Annotated in this window: 19 protein-coding genes; 14 read left to right on the forward strand and 5 right to left on the reverse strand. The window is 61.8% G+C overall.

Features of this window, described 5'->3' with window-relative positions; genetic code table 11:
- Positions 1-83: 83 nt before the first annotated feature.
- Positions 84-1,154, reverse strand: a complete 1,071-nt coding sequence (dinB, locus tag GKA01_RS08595; RefSeq protein ID WP_146861532.1) for a DNA polymerase IV — start codon at positions 1,152-1,154, stop codon at positions 84-86.
- Positions 1,155-1,204: 50 nt separating this feature from the next.
- Between dinB and GKA01_RS08600 the strand changes: the two genes are divergently transcribed.
- A complete protein-coding gene (locus GKA01_RS08600; protein WP_146861535.1) occupies positions 1,205-1,807 on the forward strand; it encodes an NUDIX domain-containing protein in 603 nt (200 codons plus the stop codon).
- Between the two features lie 114 nt (positions 1,808-1,921).
- Here the strand turns inward: GKA01_RS08600 and GKA01_RS08605 are convergent, their stop codons facing one another.
- From GKA01_RS08605 to GKA01_RS08615, 3 genes are all read right to left on the reverse strand, one after another.
- Complete coding sequence (locus GKA01_RS08605) at positions 1,922-2,215, reverse strand: putative quinol monooxygenase (RefSeq protein WP_146861538.1); 294 nt, start codon at positions 2,213-2,215, stop codon at positions 1,922-1,924.
- An 80-nt stretch (positions 2,216-2,295) separates the two neighbouring features.
- Complete coding sequence (locus tag GKA01_RS08610; RefSeq protein WP_146861541.1) at positions 2,296-2,673, reverse strand: hypothetical protein; 378 nt, start codon at positions 2,671-2,673, stop codon at positions 2,296-2,298.
- 59 nt (positions 2,674-2,732) lie between these two features.
- Positions 2,733-3,536, reverse strand: a complete 804-nt coding sequence (locus GKA01_RS08615) for a PadR family transcriptional regulator (RefSeq protein ID WP_228119935.1) — start codon at positions 3,534-3,536, stop codon at positions 2,733-2,735.
- 190 nt (positions 3,537-3,726) lie between these two features.
- On the opposite strand from GKA01_RS08615, the gene GKA01_RS08620 reads away from it, so the two are divergent.
- The 13 genes from GKA01_RS08620 to GKA01_RS08685 all read left to right on the forward strand — a co-directional run bounded on the left by GKA01_RS08620 (position 3,727) and on the right by GKA01_RS08685 (position 17,016).
- Positions 3,727-4,419 carry a TVP38/TMEM64 family protein gene (locus GKA01_RS08620; RefSeq protein WP_228119934.1) on the forward strand — a complete coding sequence of 231 codons (693 nt, stop codon included), beginning with the start codon at positions 3,727-3,729 and terminating at the stop codon, positions 4,417-4,419.
- A gap of 72 nt (positions 4,420-4,491) precedes the next feature.
- On the forward strand, positions 4,492-5,760 hold the full coding sequence (locus tag GKA01_RS08625; protein ID WP_146861544.1) for a multidrug effflux MFS transporter: 1,269 nt from the start codon (positions 4,492-4,494) through the stop codon (positions 5,758-5,760).
- A 12-nt stretch (positions 5,761-5,772) separates the two neighbouring features.
- Complete coding sequence (locus tag GKA01_RS08630) at positions 5,773-6,123, forward strand: response regulator (RefSeq protein ID WP_146861547.1); 351 nt, start codon at positions 5,773-5,775, stop codon at positions 6,121-6,123.
- 64 nt (positions 6,124-6,187) lie between these two features.
- A complete protein-coding gene (locus GKA01_RS08635; protein WP_146861550.1) occupies positions 6,188-6,727 on the forward strand; it encodes an adenine phosphoribosyltransferase in 540 nt (179 codons plus the stop codon).
- Between the two features lie 11 nt (positions 6,728-6,738).
- Positions 6,739-7,569, forward strand: coding sequence for an NADPH-dependent oxidoreductase (locus GKA01_RS08640; RefSeq protein WP_146861553.1), 831 nt, complete (start codon positions 6,739-6,741; stop codon positions 7,567-7,569).
- 94 nt (positions 7,570-7,663) lie between these two features.
- A complete protein-coding gene (hrpB, locus tag GKA01_RS08645; protein WP_146861556.1) occupies positions 7,664-10,198 on the forward strand; it encodes an ATP-dependent helicase HrpB in 2,535 nt (844 codons plus the stop codon).
- A 75-nt stretch (positions 10,199-10,273) separates the two neighbouring features.
- Entirely contained in the window at positions 10,274-11,530 is a 1,257-nt protein-coding gene (locus GKA01_RS08650; RefSeq protein ID WP_146861559.1) for a S1C family serine protease, read from the forward strand.
- A complete protein-coding gene (locus GKA01_RS08655) occupies positions 11,523-11,732 on the forward strand; it encodes a hypothetical protein (RefSeq protein ID WP_146861562.1) in 210 nt (69 codons plus the stop codon). Before GKA01_RS08650 ends, GKA01_RS08655 begins: the two co-directional genes overlap by 8 nt.
- Positions 11,733-11,833: 101 nt before the next feature.
- Positions 11,834-12,514 carry a winged helix-turn-helix domain-containing protein gene (locus GKA01_RS08660; RefSeq protein ID WP_011252400.1) on the forward strand — a complete coding sequence of 227 codons (681 nt, stop codon included), beginning with the start codon at positions 11,834-11,836 and terminating at the stop codon, positions 12,512-12,514.
- A gap of 6 nt (positions 12,515-12,520) precedes the next feature.
- Positions 12,521-13,939: a sensor histidine kinase gene (locus GKA01_RS08665; protein WP_146861565.1), complete on the forward strand. Its 1,419-nt coding sequence runs from the start codon at positions 12,521-12,523 to the stop codon at positions 13,937-13,939.
- Between the two features lie 58 nt (positions 13,940-13,997).
- A complete protein-coding gene (locus tag GKA01_RS08670) occupies positions 13,998-14,342 on the forward strand; it encodes a hypothetical protein (protein ID WP_146861568.1) in 345 nt (114 codons plus the stop codon).
- A gap of 43 nt (positions 14,343-14,385) precedes the next feature.
- Positions 14,386-15,099 (forward strand): SIMPL domain-containing protein, encoded by a 714-nt coding sequence (locus tag GKA01_RS08675; RefSeq protein WP_146861571.1) that lies wholly within the window; start codon positions 14,386-14,388, stop codon positions 15,097-15,099.
- A 402-nt stretch (positions 15,100-15,501) separates the two neighbouring features.
- Positions 15,502-17,016, forward strand: coding sequence for a tetratricopeptide repeat protein (locus tag GKA01_RS08685; RefSeq protein ID WP_146861574.1), 1,515 nt, complete (start codon positions 15,502-15,504; stop codon positions 17,014-17,016).
- A 67-nt stretch (positions 17,017-17,083) separates the two neighbouring features.
- Here the strand turns inward: GKA01_RS08685 and infC are convergent, their stop codons facing one another.
- Entirely contained in the window at positions 17,084-17,605 is a 522-nt protein-coding gene (gene infC / locus GKA01_RS08690; RefSeq protein WP_099285755.1) for a translation initiation factor IF-3, read from the reverse strand.
- Between the last annotated feature and the right edge of the window lie 80 nt (positions 17,606-17,685).

Below are 17,685 nucleotides of genomic sequence, written 5' to 3' on the forward strand. Positions count from 1 at the left end.
ATATTCCGCAAAAACGGTTTTTCTTCCAACGCGCCAGAAGGCCGAAAGAATGCCATGATGAACCGTTCCCTACGTCCGGTCTTCTACAGGAGCAGTTCCATCTGGCTATGTGGCGTGGCTCCGGTGTCATGAAACCCCGAAAGTGTCAGGCCAAGCAGACGTACGCCCGGTACGAAAGGCAGCAGTGGCATCATGAGACCCTGACCCGTTTCCAGCAGCGCCTGTTCAGAGGGGACGGGAGCCGGAAGAGTCCGCGCACGGGTGATCTGGCGGAAATCGGCATATTTGACTTTGAGGGTGACAGTCCGGGCCTGAAGCTGTCGGCGCTGGGCATTTCCCCATAGTCTGGAAGCAATCTGCATCAGAGCCTGATCCGCGTCGCTGCTTGATGTCAGGTCCTGAAGATAGGTCTGCTCCGTTCCGAGGGATTTGCGTTCCCGGTTCACGACGACCGGACGATGATCAATTCCGCGTGATATTCCATGATAGAAGACTGCTGACTTGCCGAAATGGCGTGTCAGGGTCGCGAGGTCCTGCCTGCGGAGATCTGCACCGGTCTCGATGCCAAGCGCCCGCATTTTCCGGGCCGTCGCCGGTCCGATACCGTGAAATGCATCAACAGGCAGGGCGGAGACGAAATTCGGCCCCATGGCCGGGGTGATGACGAAAAGTCCATTCGGTTTGCGACAATCCGATGCCAGTTTGGCGAGGAAGCGGTTGTAGGACACGCCTGCGGAGGCGGTCAGTCCGGTTTCAGCGTGGATATCCGCGCGGATACGGTCCGCGATCAGCGTGGCAGAGCCGTAGGCACCCAGATGGTCCGTCAGATCGAGAGTGGCCTCGTCCAGGGAAAGGGGCTGGATCAGGGGGGTGTAGCGCGAAAAGATGTCGTGGATCTGGGCCGAGACCGCGCGATAGACATCGAATCGGGCCGGAACGAATACAAGTTCCGGGCACAGCCGTTTCGCCGTGACCGAGGGCATGGCCGAGCGCACCCCGAAGCGCCGGGCTTCATAGCTCGCCGCCGCGACCACCCCCCGTGCCTCGCCCCGACCGACCGCCAGCGGTCGACCGCGCAGGGCGGGGTCATCCCGCTGTTCGACAGACGCGTAAAATGCGTCCATGTCGATATGCACGATCCGGCGTTGCTCCATGAGGGAAGTCTCGTCGATTCGGTAGAACGAAACAAGATCAGGAGTCGACCATGCCCTCCGATAAAAGCCCCCGTGGAAGCCTTGGGAAGACTCTCGAAGACGCCCGCAGGGATGCGGGCTTCCAGACGTTGTCCACGCGTCTTGCGTACAGCAATCCCTGGACCGCCCTGCGTGAGGACATCATTGTTCACCCCAATGGCAAGCAGGGTCTGTACGGGATAGTGGAGCGGGGCGAGTTCGTTGTGATTCTGCCGATGCATGCCGATGGCAGGATTACGCTGATCCGGCAGTTCCGGTATCCGGTAGGCGAGCGTCTGTGGGAACTGCCGATGGGGATGTGGGAAACAAAAGAAGACGTCGATCCCATTGAGCTGGCGCTTGGTGAGCTGCGGGAGGAAACCGGACTTCGCGCCGGCGAGATGATCCATGTCGGCAGCATGTATCAGGGCGCCGGATACTCGAACCAGAAAGGCCATGTCTTTCTTGCACGCAATCTGACCCGCGGTGAGACGGAGCTTGAGTCGACGGAAGAGGACATTACCTGCCACGACATGACGCTGGAGGCGTTCGAGGCCCTGATCCGCGACGGTGATCTGAAATGTATGGTCTCGTTGGCCGCCTTCGCGCTGATTCGGGCAAAAGGGTTGATCTGAGCGCGTTTTTCCCCAGATGCCAGCCGGATCATCGCGCGGGGATACCCGATCGATAACGAGCTTCTCGCTTTCTATCGTTCGGAAATCCCGTTCTGTCTGTACCTTAAATGACGATCAGATCACGGCATCGAGAAAGACGACCTGCGACGCGCCCCCTTCGACGAGGGGAACGATGGTCTGGTTGAAAATCCTGCCGTGCTCCGTCGCCATATGGGCCTGGAAGGCTGCGTCATCGTGATAGGTTTCTTCGACATGGAACAGGTCGGGGTCCGACGCGAGCGTATAAACCCTGAAACGCTCACAGCCTGGTTCGGCGCGGACATCTGCGGCGAGAGACGTCAGGAGACTACGCAGTGTTTCGCGCTTTCCGGGAAGGGCCCGGAGTGTGGCGTAGAGGGATTTGGTCATGATGGGGCGCCTTGTGCTGGGGAATAATCTGCCATCATTGAGCGGCTACCCCGTCGCCGCAAAACCACAGCTCCGTGAGGTCAGGAGCGCTCCAGCAAAGTCCTGCATCGCATCCAGGACATGCGGTCTCGGAAAATGAACAGCACATAATAGTCCAGTTCGCGGCTGCGGGTCTTCGTGGTGCGGGTATAGAAGGGATAGACGTCGCATGGTCCCTGAAGCCCGACGGGCGCAGGGTCCGACGGCAGGATGCAGTTGACGCGGAACAGCGGCATGTAGACCGCGTCGTCGCCAGGATTTCGCCGGACATGCCACAGGTTGCGCCGGAATTTCTTCAGCCGTTCGGGGAGCAGGAAGACCATCGACTTTTCGATGAAGCCTTCCCCGAAATTTTCGGGGCGGTAATACCGCATGTCCTCGGGCATGTTGCAGAAATGGGGGTGGTCCTGAACGATCATGGACCCTCCCTTACGGTATTACAGCGGCTGACGGGAGGGGCCCGTCTTTGGGTTGGGTGTTAGCTCTGATCCTGCCCGGCTGAGGGGGAGGCGGAGATTTCTGCTGCGGCCCGGCGCAGGATTGCCACGATGCGCCGCAGTTCGTCCGCATCGGCGCCTCGCCGGGACTTCAGGGCCGCTTTCAGGGCAAAACGTGCGTCATGAAACTCCTGTCCCAGTGAGGGGTCGAGGTCATTGATGCCGGTAAAGGCCTCCCGGACATCCGCCATGCGGGCGCCGATCCGGCTCAGGATATCGAGGATGCGGGTGGCTTCCTCACTGCGGGCCTCGAGATGGGCACGCCCCTCGTCCGTCAGGCTGTAGAGCTTGCGGTTGCCTTCCTGCGCCACGGCGGCAAGGCCGGTTTCCTCAAGATAGGTCAGGGACGGGTAGATCACGCCGGGGCTGGGCTTGTAGAAGCCGCCCGAACGTTCTTCGAGACGTCGGATCAGTTCGTAGCCATGGGAAGGTGCTTCCGCGAGCAGAGCCAGAATGACGAGCTGAAGTTCATCGGCGGTCAGTTTGCGACCACGCGAGAACCCTTCGCCTCCGATGTCGCCACCAAAGCCTCGGCCGAAGCGCCCGCCAAAGCGTCCGCCGCCCATCCCGCCACCACGGACACCATGCCGCTCTCCGAAGCCGCCTTCGCCGCGGCCCATGCCCCGGTGACGACCGCCCCGTCGTTCGCTACCCCGACCTTCACTGTTACGACCCCCGTTCTGGTCGTCGCCTTCCGCAACGGGGCGACCCCTGCCGAAGAAACCGCCACGATGATGATGGCCATGACGGTCGGTGCTGAAAAAATCCATTTTACGTCTGAACATGATGTTCTCCTATTCGATATATCGAACGATATAGTATCTTAAGATATATCTTCAAGAGGAAAATATGGCCGGATGATTTTTTCGGATTTTCATTCTTCAACGCTGGGCGCGCCAGCATGAACGCGTGTTTACGGTCCGACCCATAGCCGCGAGGGGCCGTGGCTGGTATCGGGCAGGGATGGGTAGCCCGATGTCTCTTCCTCCTGATCCGGATCTGCGTCGCACATTGCGCCAGATCGTGCCGTGGCGCGCAGCGCTGACGATCGGCGCGATGCTGGTGCTGGTGGCCGCCCTCCAGCGTCTGCCGTTCATTCATCATCTGCTGGAAAATGCCCCGCACTGGCACGAGACGCCGGGCGCTCCCCTCTGGTTCCTGCTGCTGGCCGTGCCCTACAGTGCGTGCGGCCTGCCGCGTCAGGCGCTGTGCGTGGCGGCGGGGCTGGCTTTCGGATTGTGGGGCGGTCTTGTCCTGTGTTCGCTCGCCTATATGCTCGGGGCGGTTCTGGCATATGGCTGGGCGAGGCTGCTGGCTCCGGCGGCGTTCCGGGCCCGGCTGCATGACAGGCTTCAGGCCGATTATGCCGCTCTGGCGCGCACACTCCATGCAAAGCCTTTCCGGGCGGTCCTGACGCTGCGACTGATGCCGGTGGGGTCCGCCCTGCTGGTTTCGACGGCGGCGGGACTGTTTGAACTGCCTCTTCTGCCGTTCTCGGTCGCGACCTTTCTGGGGGGGCTGCCACAGACGCTGATTTTCGTTCTGGTCGGGTCCGGAACGCGGATCGGGCATGTCCTCCAGTTGGGGCTTGCGGGAATCCTCTTCGTCGTGTCGGGTGTGCTCGGAGCCGTTCTGCTGCGCCAGCATGGACGGACCGAGACCTCCTGAAAACGTCCCCGTAAAACCAGACGCCCGACAGACACTTTTACTCCGAACTCTGAACACAGCAGGCAGACGCGCATGACAGATCAGGACATGACATTCAGACGGGGCGATCCTCTGCCCGCATGGCTGCCGGTTCTGCTGGGAATCTTCACGGCTGTCGGGCCGGTCTCGACGGATGTCTACCTGCCGGCCCTGCCTGAAATGGAGCGCCAGCTTCACACAGCGGCGGGTTCGGGCAGTGCGACCATGGCGGCCTGGGTGATCGGGCTCGCCATCGGTCAGATCACCATCGGCCCGATCTCCGACCGGTTCGGTCGTCGCTGGCCGCTTCTGATCGGGATGCTGGGCTATACGCTCGGCGAGATCGGCTGCGCGATGGCGCCGAGCATGACCTTCCTGTGCATCTGCCGCGTTTTCTCCGCCATCATGGCGTCCGCCGGGCTTGTGGTGCCCAATGCGTGCATCCGGGATCTGACGGAAGGTGACGCATCCTCGAAAATGATGTCGCGCTTGATCGTCATTCAGGGCACGGTACCGATCCTTGCCCCCATGCTTGGCGGTTTTGCGCTGAAATTCGTGGACTGGCGCGTTATCTTCTGGGTGACGGCTCTCTATGGCGGAATTTGTACGCTTCTGCTGATGACGGTGTTTCCAGAGACCCTCGCCCCGCAGGACCGGCGCGACCTGCGTCCGCTCTCCATCATCGAGCGATACGTCTATATCCTCCGGACCCGCAGCTTCATCACGAACGGTCTGGTCTGGAGCTTCCTGGGTTTCGTAACCTTTACCTATCTGACAGCGGCCCCCATGCTGTTCGAGGAAGTCTTCGGCATGTCACCGTTTCATTACGGTATGCTGTTTGGCCTGTTCGCGATCTGCATGATCGGCGCGTCCGCCATTAACGGGCAGCTCGTGGGGCGGGTCAGCACGGGCCGGATGCTGTTCAGCGCGCTGGGCGTCAGTCTGGCGGGATGCGCGATCCTCATGGTTCTGTCTCTGGTTTCGATCTATGACGTCGATCCGCAGGGTCATATCAGGGGGATTTTCCTGTGGCCCCTCATCATCGCTCTCATCATCACGATGGGGCCGACAGGCATTATTGGTCCGAATTCCATGGTGGGCGTTCTATCCGAACAGTCCGACCGTGCCGGTTCGGCCTCGGCGCTCGCAGGGACGATGCAGTATCTTTTTGGAGCGGTGGCGAGCGCGCTGTTCGGCCTCATGCCTGCGGGTACGGCGGTTCCCATGGCTCTTTTCCTGACGTTCGCCTTTCTTGCGGCCATGGGGTTCGCGATGCTGCGTCCCCGCCTGCCGCCTGTGACCGAACCGTCTCCCCATTCCTGAGGATATCCTGCCATGAAGGCACTCCTTGTCGAAGATGACGCGGCCATTGCGCTCGTGGTTGAAACGGTTCTGAAGCGTGAGGGATGGACGGTACATCATGTGCCGGACGGGGCTTCGGCGCTGGAGGGCGGGGAGGCGCCGGATCTGCTGATCGCGGACCTTAACCTGCCCGGTGCCCAGACAGGGCTGGAGATCGCCCATCTGCTGCGCGAGCGTCGCCCGCAGATGGCCGTCGTGCTCATGTCGGGTGATTACGAGGACAGCACTATGGCGCCTCAGGGCATGGCTGTTCTGCCCAAACCGTTTCGCAAGGCCGGACTTCTCGCAGCCATCGAACAGGCGACAGTTGTGATCCGGGCTTGAGTTGGGGGGGAGACTCCCCTACATGCCGCGCTGTTTGCCATGACCAGATGAAAGCCGTGCCGCCATGTCATTTCAGGATCCCCAGCCGCTCGATCTCAAGAGTTACATCCGCGAAATTCCGGATTTTCCGAAGCCGGGCATCCTGTTCTATGACATCTCGACCCTGATCCGCTCCCCTGACGCCTGGCAGGTCGCCACTGCGCGTCTGGCCCGTGCGATCGCCGCGTGGCAGCCCGATATGCTGGCAGGAATCGAGAGCCGCGGCTTCCTGACTGCCGCTCCGCTTGCGCTGCGTCTGGGTTGTGGCTTCACAATGCTCCGCAAGCCGGGCAAGCTGCCGGGCAAGACCATTTCCCTGAAATACGGCCTCGAATACGGCGAAGACGAGCTGCATATTCAGGCAGACGCCATCAAGCCTGGCCAGCGCGTTGTGGTGCTGGACGATCTGCTGGCGACGGGTGGCACGCTCGCCGCATCCATCGACCTGCTGCGCAAGGTGGGCGCCGAGGTCGTGGGTGCATCCGTGTTGATCGAGCTTGCGGATCTGAAGGGCCGTGACAAACTGGACGTTCCGCTGAACGCTCTGATGACGTACGACGAATAAGGATACACTCCATGTCGGGCACCTCTTCCGAACGGATTTCCGCACTGTGGCAGACACGGTACCGCACGTCGGCGCCGGAAACCCTGCCGGACAATGAGGTGCTCGACCTGCTGCTGTCGCACCATTCGGTTCGGGCCTACCTGCCGGATGCCCTGCCTGCAGGGACGCTGGAAGCCGGAATTGCAGCTGCGTCTTCGGCTGCGACCTCCAGTAATCTTCAGGTCTGGTCCGTCGTGGCTGTCGAGAACCGGGAGACGCGTGCCAAGCTGGCCGAATTGTGCGGCGGCCAGAAGCATATCGAAGTCGCGCCTCTGTTCCTCGCGTGGATCGTGGATCTGTCCCGGCTGGAGCGGATCGCAGAACGGGCAGGGACGGGGCACGAGGCGCTCGACTATGAAGAAATCTTCCTCATGGCGACGCTTGATACCGGCATTGCAGCCCAGAACGCCGTAACCGCCTTCGAGTCCCTTGGGTTGGGCACGGTCTATATCGGCGGCCTGCGAAACCATCCCGAAGAGGTGGCGCGCCTCCTCTCCCTGCCGCCGCGTTCGGTGGCGGTCGTGGGGCTTTGCGTCGGCCACCCCGATCCCGCTGCCCAGAACGGCCATAAACCGCGTCTGGGTCAGGACGTGGTCCTGCATCGCGAGCGCTACAGCACGGAGACCGAGGCTGAAGGCATTGCGGCTTATGACCGGGTTGCGGATGACTATCAGAAGGAACAAGGTCTGTTGTCGCGCGCCTGGTCGGAAACGGTGGCCAGTCGTGTCGATAGCTTCAAGGGCCTGAGCGGCCGGCACGTCATGCGCACGGTGCTGCACAAACTCGGTTTTCCGTTGCAGTAAGAAGAAACAGAGAAAAGTTTTTGGGTTCCGCCTTTTTTCGAAAAGGCGGGGAGTGTCGAAGCTTTTTGAAAAAAGCTTCACCAAAAACTTTTAAATGGCCGGCGGTTGTTGCTGGTGCGGGGGCTGCGTTCTGACCTTCATTCTTCCTCCCGAACTCCCTGTTACGGCGATTCTGCCGGAGCTGTTGGCGACGTTACAGACGCAGCCTAACGCGGTTCTCGTCGCGCCTCCGGGTGCGGGCAAGACGACGCTGACGCCGCTCGCCCTTCTGGATGCGCCGTGGCTGGGGACACAGCGTCTTATCCTCGTGGAGCCGCGTCGTGTGGCGGTGCGTGGGGCGGCGTCGCGCATGGCGTCGTCGCTGGGTGAGAAGCCGGGCGGCATCGTGGGGTTCCGCACGCGCACTGATTCTGCAATGTCTGCCAGAACGCGCATCGAAGTCGTGACCGAGGGTTTGCTCCTGCGTCGCCTGCTGACCGATCCGCTGCTGGATGGTGTGGGCGCGGTGCTGTTCGATGAAGTGCATGAACGCTCGCTCGATCTGGATGCGGCGCTGGCGTTTTGTCTGGACATGCAACGCGAAATGAGGCCGGATCTGCGGATTCTGGCCATGTCGGCCACGCCCGATGGCCGGGCGTTCACGACGCTGATGAACGCCCCGCTGATCGAGAGCGAAGGCCGCCAGTTCCCTATCGACATCCGCCATACTCGCGATATTCCCCACATGCGGGACCTGCCGGAAGCCTGCGCCCGCGCGATCCGTCAGGCGCTGGTAGAAGAAGACGGCGATATTCTAGCCTTCCTGCCCGGCGTTGGCGAAATCCGGCGGACACAGGCTCTGCTGGATGGCACGGTTCCAGTCTTCCCGCTGCACGGCGAACAGACGACCGAAGATCAGGACCGCGCCATCGCACCCTCCGACACGCGCCGCGTCGTGCTGGCGACGTCCATTGCCGAGACGTCCGTTACGGTCTCTGGTGTGCGGATTGTCGTGGATGGCGGCCTGCGTCGTGCCCCGCGGCTTGACCCGAATACGGGCCTGTCGCGGCTGGAAACGCTGAAAATATCCCGAGCCACCGCCACCCAGCGCGCAGGCCGTGCGGGGCGGCAGTCTCCGGGCATTGCCATCCGCCTGTGGTCAGAGATGACGCAGCGCAGTCTGCGCCCGCAGGACGCACCGGAAATTCTCGTGGCCGATCTGACGGATTTCGCGCTCGTCACCGCCGCCTGGCAGGAAGTGATGGGCACGGTTCCGGACAGTCTGCCGCTGCTGGACACACCTCCTTCCGGCGTTCTGGCGAGCGGGCGCGAATTGCTGCGTGAACTTGGCGCGCTGGATGATGCCAACCGCATTACGGCGCTTGGCAAGCGCATGGCGTCCCTCGGCACGCATCCGCGTCTGGCCGCGATGCTGTGCGCGGCCCGGACCCTGCCGGAGCGCGTGACGGCGGCCTGTCTGGCGGCGTTGCTGGAAGAACGCGATCCGCTTCGTCCACGTCCTTACCGTCCGTCCGGCCCTGCGGCAGGAGCCGATATCCGCGTACGCTTCGCCCTGTTCGAGCGCGACGACCCGCGCGCGGACCGGGCCAGCCTGTTCCATATGCGTCAGTCCGCCAAACGCTTCCTGCGCCGGATGGGAGAGCGGGACGTGCCACTGGTGCCGCTGCCGGATCATGCAGGCGCGCTGCTGGCCGCCGGTTTTCCGGATCGTGTGGCACAGGCGGCGGGCGAGCTTGGGCGTTTCCGTCTGGCGGGCGGGGGAAGTGCCCGTGTCTCCGCCAATGATCCGCTGGCCCGCGAGAAACTGCTGGCCGGGGCGGCGTTTCACACGCGGACCTCAACGGAAATCACGCTCGCAGCCCCGCTGGATGCCGAAAACCTGCCCAGGACCCTTCTGGACCGGACCCGTGAGCAGGTCGAGACGACGCTGGACGGCACATCCGGCCGCATCATCGCCCGTCGCAGGCTTCGTCTGGGCGCGCTGGTCTTGCGCGACCGCAACGGCGAGATCAGCTCCGAGGAAGCGCAGAGCCTTCTCTTGCAGCAGATCGCCGCGACTCCGGCGCAGGCCCTGACCTGGACGGAGGCCGGGCGTCAGTTTCAGGCCCGCGTGGCCCATGCCCGCGCGACCTACGCGCCACATCTGCCGGACCTGTCCGATGACGGTCTGGCGGCATCTCTGGAGTGGCTGGAGCCGTATCTTGCGGGATGTGACCGGCTCGCGCAGGTCCGGGCGCTGGACCTGTTGTCCATCCTGCGTGCGCGGCTGGACTATGCCGATCTCGCCGCGCTGGACCGCAAGCTCCCGCCGCGTCTGACGCTGAAGGCCAGCACGCACGATATCGACTATACCGGCGCGGTTCCTACAGTTTCCGCCCGCGCGCAGGCCTTTTACGGGACAGCCCGGACGCCAGAGCTTGCGGATGGACAGCTTGCCCTGCAATGCGCGCTGCTGTCCCCTGCCGGACGTCCGCAGGCGATCACAGCGGATCTGGAAGGCTTCTGGAAAGGAAGTTGGGCCGATATGCGCCGGGACATGCGAGGCCGCTATCCCCGCCATGACTGGCCCGAGGACCCCGCAACGGCAGAGCCGCCGAAACCGCGTTCGAAATCTCAGCAGGGGCGTTGAATCGTCAGGATCTTAGGATGTGGAACAATTCTGTGTTAGCAGATTTGGTATGACGATGTTCCTGTCCTGTTTCCCATGAACCGCACCCTGCAGGCTGCTGCGATCGGTGCCGGAACGGCCACTGTGGTGACAGTGGGGCTGATGCTGGCCCTGCGCGGTCATGGTAACAGCCCGCAGAGCGTTGCACATCCCGTGGAACAGTCGCAGAAGTCCGCAGTCGTGCAGGCTCCTGCACTAAAAATGCTCCCGACCGTCATCCCTGACCGTACGGTCGCGGGGGAAAACACAGACGCGCATGGCATCCCGACCCAACCCGCCGTGGTCCCGGCTCCGGCGCCCGCCCTGCCGCCGCTTCTGGTTAAATATGGCCCCTTAAGTTTCGCTCCTCTGGTGCGTCAGGTGATCCCGGCCGTCGTCAACATCGCCATTACCCAGAACAGCCCGGACGGACACGATCACACCCCGCCACAGATCCGCGGTACTCCGCTGGAAAAGCGCTACCGGGACCGGATGAAACGCCAGCAGGACGAAATGGTCGGGGCAGGATCGGGGTTTATTGTCGATCCGTCCGGGATCATCGTGACCAACCGCCATGTCGTGGGCGGGGCGGACAAGGTCGTGGTCTCGCTGTCCAACGGGCATGAAATGCCGGCGCGTCTGCTGGGGGCCGATCCGCTGACGGATATTGCCGTCATCAAGGTCGATAGTCCCGAGCCGCTTCCGCATGTCACCTGGGGCGACAGCCAGCAGACCGATATCGGGGACTGGATTCTCGTCGCGGGCAATCCGTTCGGATTCGGATCGTCCGTCACGGCGGGGATTGTCTCGGCGGTCGGGCGGGATCTGGGGATTGGGTCGCTTGACGACTTCATCCAGCTTGATGCTCCGATCAATCCCGGCAATTCGGGTGGCCCGGCCTTCAACATGCGTGGGCAGGTCGTGGCCGTGAATGCTGCCATCGTGACGCCTGCGGGTGGGTCTGTGGGAATCGGGTTCGGGATTCCGTCCGAAATCGTTGCCCCGATCGTCGCGGAAATCGAGGCAACGGGCCATGCCGAACATGGCTGGCTCGGCATTACGCTGGACGATGGCGACACGGCGATTGGTATTGCCGGTGTCGATAATGGTGCCCCGGCTCAGAAGGGCGGTTTGCGGCGTGGTGATATTGTGACGCAGGTGGACAATGTCCCTGTCACCAGCGCGCGGATGCTCCTGCGGAGTATAGCGGCAGCGCGTCCGGGCATGGTTCTGAATTTCCGGATTCAGCGAGGCACACAGTCCTTGACCCTGCCGATCCATATCGGCCCACGTCCCCGCGATGCGGATGACTGAATCTTTCTGCGGGACAATCCGTTTTTGCGGTATTCTCCTGCTGGCGGCTGTCTCCGGATGCAGCGCCGTCCCGCCATCGCATGGGCAGAGCGGTTATCGCGACGGGCTATCCGAGGCCTCCCCGTTCTCATGGGGGCCGATCAGCGCCTCATCCCTGCGCGACGCGCAGCAGGATGCGTTTGACAACGCAATTCCCCGCTAGCCGCCCCTGTCTGTAACAATGGCGTTTGACGGCGTCCTTCAAGCCGGTATTCTTTTCTTAAGGGAACGGGAAGACTGCGTTCGGAAGGAAGAGAGACAACGATGCGTATCCTGCTGGTCGAGGATGATCCGACGGTCCGTGCTTTTGTGCTCAAGGGGCTGCGGGAAGCCGGGCATGTTGTTGACGAAGCGGATAACGGTAAGGACGGCCTGTTTCTGGCCGTCAGCGAGAACTATGACGTCGTGATCCTGGATCGGATGCTGCCGGGCGGTATTGATGGTCTGCGGATTCTTGAGACCCTGCGGGGACAGAAGAACGCCACGCCGGTCCTGCTGCTGTCAGCGCTGGCGGATGTGGATGAGCGTGTTGCAGGCCTCAAGGCCGGCGGCGACGACTACATGACCAAGCCCTTCGCCTTTTCCGAACTTCTGGCGCGTGTAGAGGCGCTGGGCCGTCGTGGGCGCCCCGAAAGTGCGCCGCAGACGCGTCTTGTGGTGGGTGATCTGGAAATGGATCTGCTGTCGCGCACCGTTAAACGTGGTGGCGAGAAGATCGACCTTCAGCCCCGTGAGTTCCGGCTGCTGGAGTTTCTGATCCGCCATGCCGGGCAGGTCGTGACCCGCACCATGTTGCTCGAGCGCGTCTGGGACTACCACTTCGACCCGCAGACCAATGTGATCGATGTGCATGTCTCACGCCTGCGCCAGAAGGTGGACAAGCCGTTCGACAAGCCCATGATCCATACGATCCGCAACGCCGGCTATATCCTGCGGGCGGACTGATTGGGAATGCTGCTGCGTAAGGTCCGCTGTTTCTGGCTGCTCCTGAAACGGCGCCTGCGCTGGCCGATCCGTTCGGCCGGGCTGAATTTTGCACTGGCTTACGGGCTGGTCTTCGTGATTTCGGCCGGGGCGTTCCTGTCCTTTATCTGGTGGAACACGACCGGTCAGCTAGACCATCAGGTCGAGGTCGCGGTGCAGGTCGATGCGGCCGACCTATCCCATCGCTGGACGCAGGGTGGCCCGTCCGCTCTTGGCCTCGCCATTCAGGACAGACTCGACCAGAACGTCGATGATGACGAGTTGTACCTTCTGGTCGGGCCTGACGGGCGCAAATTTGCTGGCAACCTGCCTGGCTGGCCGGTGGTCATCACCCGGATGGATCAGTTTTACGAACTGGCGATCCGTCGGGACGGCTTTCGCACCAATGCCAAGATGCGTGCCTACCCGCTGACGCATGGCTTTCAGATGATCGTCGGGCGGGATGTGCGCGGACGGCAGCTTGTCCGGCATGTTCTGACCGATACGCTGATCTGGTCATGGATTATGGTGTCTCTGCTGGCCGCAGGGGGGGCGCTGGCGATCCGGCGCATTTTCCGCCAGGTCGTCCGCTCGATCGCCCGGACGACGGCGGCGGTGGCGCAAGGCGATCTGAGCCAGCGCATCCCCCTGACCGGCAACGAAACCGATCTTGTAGGTCAGACCGTCAACACCATGCTCGAGCGGATCAACCGTCTGATGGATGGTGTGCGACAGGTTTCCAACGCTATTGCCCATGATCTGAGAACGCCGATCGCCCGTGCGCGTGCGCGCCTTGAAGATGCCAGCCGGACTGCCACCACCACAGAGGAGCTTCATGCCGCCATTGATCGGGCGGTGATGGATCTCGACCGGGTTACGTCGATTTTCGAGGCTCTGCTGAGGATTGCGCAGCTTGAGGCCGGGGCCAGACGGGCCGCTTTTACGACCGTGGATCTGCGACCGCTTCTGGAAGGGCTGTGCGAACTCTACGAGGCTTCCGTCGAGGATGCGGGGCTGCGGCTTGTGTGCAGGGCAGGGGTGACGCGTTCCGTCAATGGTGATCCGCATCTGTTGCAACAGGCCGTGGCCAATCTGCTGGATAATGCGATCAAGTTCGCCCCGTCCGGGACGGACATCACGCTCTCAACAGCCATGCGGGGTGAGAAACTGGCCATCACCGTTGCCGATCAGGGACCAGGGATGAGCGAGGACGATCTGGCGCGTGCCTCCGAGCGTTTCTTTCGGGCGGAAGCTGCGCGGAATACGCCGGGTGCGGGGTTGGGGCTTTCGCTGGTCCAGGCGGTCATGAGCCTGCATGGCGGCACGCTCGAACTGAAGGGTGGGCAACCGGGATTGAGGGCGACGCTCCTGTTGCCTGTGGTGCCGTCCCTGCCGGAAAAGGGATGACGGAAGTTTCATCCACGCCCCACACTCTGCTTAGCCGGACTGGGATACAAAGATGGTAATGCGTGTGTCCCTTCCCCTGCCGACGCTTCTTCCGGCGTTCTGTCTGCTTGGCTGTCTGGCTGCGTCGCCCTCATTGCGTCCCGCGTCCCATCCGCCGTCCGGCCATACGGATGATGCCATTCCGGTAACATCCGAAAATGCCGAATACTGCGACCGTCTTCGCAAAAGCGTGGATGTGGAGCTTGCGGCGCCGGCTGTCATCATCCCCCTTGGTGTCATGGAGGATGCCCGCCATCTCAGGGCGAAAGGAAGCGTTCTCTGCACACAGGGACATGTGCGGGCAGGGATCGAACGTCTGCGCCGTGCGTTGGTCCTGCTGAAACACGCCCCGGAACCGCGCTGACGGTATTTCGGGCCTCACCACGAACCTGTTTTCAGGAGCTTCGATGATCCGTCCGTTTTCCGGCAGTCCCGTCGCTTTTCTTGCGGCTGTGATGGCCTTTTCGTCTGTTGTCCTTTCATCCCCTGTTCAGGCCGCCGATATGTCGCAGAATATGACCCAACTCGATTTCAGTGTCAGCGGCAAGGCGCAGGCCGCTCCCACGGAACTGACCGCCCGCCTTACGGTGAGGGCCGAAAGTCCGTCCGCTTCTGCCGCCCAGAAGGACGTGAACATGCGCATGACGGCTGCGATGAAGCTGATCAGCGGCCATGAGGGGATCGTGGCGAAGGCGGGGGGATATTCCATCTATGAAAATACGCCCGAACATGCCCCCAAAAGCTGGACGGCGCGGCAGGATCTCGAACTCAGCGGTCAGGATTCGGTTCGGCTCCTCGATCTTGCCGGGCGACTTCAGTCAGCCTCGCTGATGCTCGAAGGTCTGGACTGGTCGCTCGACGATGCCACACGGGACAGGCTCGTGCAGGAAGCCCGGACGCAGGCCCTGAAACAGGTTCGTCAACAGGCGGAAGAGAGCGCGCGGACACTGGGACTGCATCTTGTGCGTCTCAAGGAAGTTCGCGTGTCTTCGCAGGAGCCCGGTCCTAGGCCTGTGATGCTCATGGCTGCCCGGATGGCCGATTCCGCGCCGCCCCAGCGCAGCCCGGACGAGCAGACCATCCGGGTTACGGTCTCCGTGCAGGCGGAACTTGCTCCGTGAGGAACGGCTCGCTGTACAGGGTGCAGGGAGATAGCCATCGGAGATGGTAACCGTCTGGTTCGAGGGTAGATGTCCGCTTTTCTGGCGTGAAATCGCCATGATGCGGCGTCTGGACCGGCGTGGCGCCATCCGGTTCGTCGATCTCGATCCGGTACGGAGCTGCCCCCTGAACCAACCCTTGGGCAGCACATCGGGCATCCTGCCGGACTGAGTGGTGCTGTTGGCCCATTTTCACGCTGAGGAAGACGGGCAGATCCATGATGGGGCGACGGCGTTTGCGGCCAATCCTGCAAGGTCTGGTCTGGATGGGCGGGCACTGAATAAGTCCCTGTGGTTGGGAAAGTGGACCATTTTAAGAGTTTTTTAGGAGGCGTCCGTTACGACGGAAAAAAAGGAGTCTCCATGCCCAACTCTTTCCGTCTGCTGGCGCAGGATGTCATTGCTCTGGGGGATGCTGGCAATCTTCCCGGCGCCCTCGAAACGCTGCATGAAGCGGTCCAGAGCCTGCCGCAGGATCCGCATTCAGCTTTTCTGGCGGGATGCCTTTATGAACGCTGCGGAAATCCGATGCAGGCCCGTCTCTATTACCTTGAGAGTCTTCGTCAGAACGCAACAGCGCCGAGAATCTGGCATCGGTTGGGGATTGCATGCCTTGAGACGGGAGATCTGGATCTTTCTGAACAGGCATTACGGATCGCGATCCAGCAGAAGCCAGACGAGGCACCTTTTTACGTTGATCTGAGCATGGTCCTGGCTAGAAAGGGAGCATTCGAGGACTCTCTTGCGACTGCCATAACCGGGGATAAAATGTGTCCCGATCAGGTTGCTGCCGTCAACAATATTGCACATGCCCTTCAGGGCCTTGGACGTAGCGCGGAATCGCTTCCCTATTACGACCGCGCCATCTCGCTCGATCCCGAGAACGGGACCTGCCGTTTTGGTCGGGCCGTCAGCCTGCTCAAACTGGGACGCTTCGAGGATGGGTGGCGTGAATATGAATGGCGCTGGCGGGCCTGCCAGACACCTCGTACCGATCTGACCATGCCGCAGTGGGACGGGGAGGATCTGACGGGAAAAAGCATTCTGATCCACCATGAACAGGGTTACGGCGATACGCTCCAGTTCATCCGTTATGTGCTGCTGCTCAAAGCGCTTGGTGCCACGGTTGTGGTTCAGGTTCCCGTGCCTCTGGTCAGGCTCCTGCACAGCGTGCAGGGGATCGACAGGATTATTTCGGTCTTCGATCCGTCTCTTGATCTCGACTTCCATTGCCCTATGGTCGGGTTGCCGCTTCGGCTGAGTGTGACGCCAGCGAACGCGCCTGGATGTCCTTATCTGTCCGTCCCTGTGGAAGAGCAGGAGCGTCAGGGAGGAGCCTTGCGTGAGATCGCTGTGCAAGACTCCTTCCGGCCCGAGCTTATTGTCGGACTGGTCTGGAGTGGCGATCCCCGCCCCCATGATCCGGCGGCGTCACAGGTTGACCGGCGCCGGAGTGTCCGTCTGGAGACGCTTGCGCCGCTGATGGCCGTCGAAGGGATCCGGTTCGTGAGTTTCCAGCTGGGAACGCCCCAGCAGCAGATCGCCGTGACTGGACTGCCAATTCTGGATGGGACGAATGGTATTACGGATTTCGCTGATACGGCGGCCCGGCTGTACGGCGTGGACCTTCTGGTCAGTGTCGATACATCCATGGTCCATCTTGCGGGTGGTCTTGGGCTGCCGGTGTGGATGCTGTCCCGTCATGACGCCTGCTGGCGCTGGGGTGATAGCGGGGCGACGACGCCCTGGTATCCAAGCATGCGGATTTTCCGTCAGTCCCGTTCGGGAGATTGGGAGAGTCCTGTTGCCGAAGTTGCAGACATGCTGCGGCAGTTCGTAACTCTCTATCGTGCCAATCTTGAAGCGGAAGCCGCCTGAAGAGCAGAACATAAAAAAACCGTTCCAGTACGGAACGGCCTTTTTATTCGCAGGATGAAGGCGTCCCTTAGCGGGGAGCGATCACCATCAGCATCTGGCGGTTTTCAAGGCGGGGCATCTGCTCCACCTTCGCCTTTTCCTCGACTTCCAGCCGGATACGCTCAAGCATCTTGATGCCGAGCTCCTGATGGGCCATTTCGCGGCCCTTGAAGCGTAGGGAAATCTTGACCTTGTCGCCTTCATCAAGAAAGCTGTGAATGGCCTTGAGCTTCGTCTGGAAGTCATGCTCGCCCGTACCCGGACGGACCTTTACTTCCTTGATCTCAACGACCTTCTGCTTCTTGCGGGCTTCGTTCTTCTTCTTCTGCTGCTCATACTTGAACTTGCCGTAGTCGAGAATCTTCACGACAGGAGGAACAGCGGTCGGGCTGATTTCCAGAAGATCGAGACCCACCGAAAAAGCGCGCATCATGGCATCCCGGGTCGTCATGATGCCCTGCATTTCGCCTTCTTCGTCAATCAGACGAACCTGCGGAACACGGATTTCCTCGTTGACGCGCGGTCCTTCACGGGTGGGCGCGGCCTGCATCGGCGGTCTAGCTATGGTCAGCTCCTGTCATCAGTTTCGTTCGGGTCCAGTCACCAGCATCCGCCTTCACGAAGAAAGGC

It is taken from the genome of Gluconobacter kanchanaburiensis NBRC 103587, from assembly GCF_007988905.1.
GTDB lineage: Bacteria > Pseudomonadota > Alphaproteobacteria > Acetobacterales > Acetobacteraceae > Gluconobacter > Gluconobacter kanchanaburiensis.

Bases quoted from the DNA above. Each gene is read 5' to 3' on its own strand.
- GKA01_RS08625 (WP_146861544.1), top strand. From the start codon at position 4,492: ATGACAGATCAGGACATGACATTCAGACGGGGCGATCCTCTGCCCGCA.
- GKA01_RS08665 (WP_146861565.1), top strand. From the start codon at position 12,521: ATGCTGCTGCGTAAGGTCCGCTGTTTCTGGCTGCTCCTGAAACGGCGC.
- GKA01_RS08685 (WP_146861574.1), top strand. From the start codon at position 15,502: ATGCCCAACTCTTTCCGTCTGCTGGCGCAGGATGTCATTGCTCTGGGG.
- GKA01_RS08640 (WP_146861553.1), top strand. From the start codon at position 6,739: ATGTCGGGCACCTCTTCCGAACGGATTTCCGCACTGTGGCAGACACGG.
- GKA01_RS08670 (WP_146861568.1), top strand. From the start codon at position 13,998: ATGCGTGTGTCCCTTCCCCTGCCGACGCTTCTTCCGGCGTTCTGTCTG.
- GKA01_RS08610 (WP_146861541.1), bottom strand. From the start codon at position 2,673: ATGATCGTTCAGGACCACCCCCATTTCTGCAACATGCCCGAGGACATG.
- dinB (WP_146861532.1), bottom strand. From the start codon at position 1,154: ATGGAGCAACGCCGGATCGTGCATATCGACATGGACGCATTTTACGCG.
- GKA01_RS08650 (WP_146861559.1), top strand. From the start codon at position 10,274: ATGAACCGCACCCTGCAGGCTGCTGCGATCGGTGCCGGAACGGCCACT.
- GKA01_RS08620 (WP_228119934.1), top strand. From the start codon at position 3,727: ATGTCTCTTCCTCCTGATCCGGATCTGCGTCGCACATTGCGCCAGATC.
- GKA01_RS08615 (WP_228119935.1), bottom strand. From the start codon at position 3,536: ATGTTCAGACGTAAAATGGATTTTTTCAGCACCGACCGTCATGGCCAT.
- GKA01_RS08655 (WP_146861562.1), top strand. From the start codon at position 11,523: ATGACTGAATCTTTCTGCGGGACAATCCGTTTTTGCGGTATTCTCCTG.
- GKA01_RS08600 (WP_146861535.1), top strand. From the start codon at position 1,205: ATGCCCTCCGATAAAAGCCCCCGTGGAAGCCTTGGGAAGACTCTCGAA.
- GKA01_RS08675 (WP_146861571.1), top strand. From the start codon at position 14,386: ATGATCCGTCCGTTTTCCGGCAGTCCCGTCGCTTTTCTTGCGGCTGTG.
- GKA01_RS08660 (WP_011252400.1), top strand. From the start codon at position 11,834: ATGCGTATCCTGCTGGTCGAGGATGATCCGACGGTCCGTGCTTTTGTG.
- GKA01_RS08630 (WP_146861547.1), top strand. From the start codon at position 5,773: ATGAAGGCACTCCTTGTCGAAGATGACGCGGCCATTGCGCTCGTGGTT.
- hrpB (WP_146861556.1), top strand. From the start codon at position 7,664: ATGGCCGGCGGTTGTTGCTGGTGCGGGGGCTGCGTTCTGACCTTCATT.
- infC (WP_099285755.1), bottom strand. From the start codon at position 17,605: ATGCAGGCCGCGCCCACCCGTGAAGGACCGCGCGTCAACGAGGAAATC.
- GKA01_RS08605 (WP_146861538.1), bottom strand. From the start codon at position 2,215: ATGACCAAATCCCTCTACGCCACACTCCGGGCCCTTCCCGGAAAGCGC.
- GKA01_RS08635 (WP_146861550.1), top strand. From the start codon at position 6,188: ATGTCATTTCAGGATCCCCAGCCGCTCGATCTCAAGAGTTACATCCGC.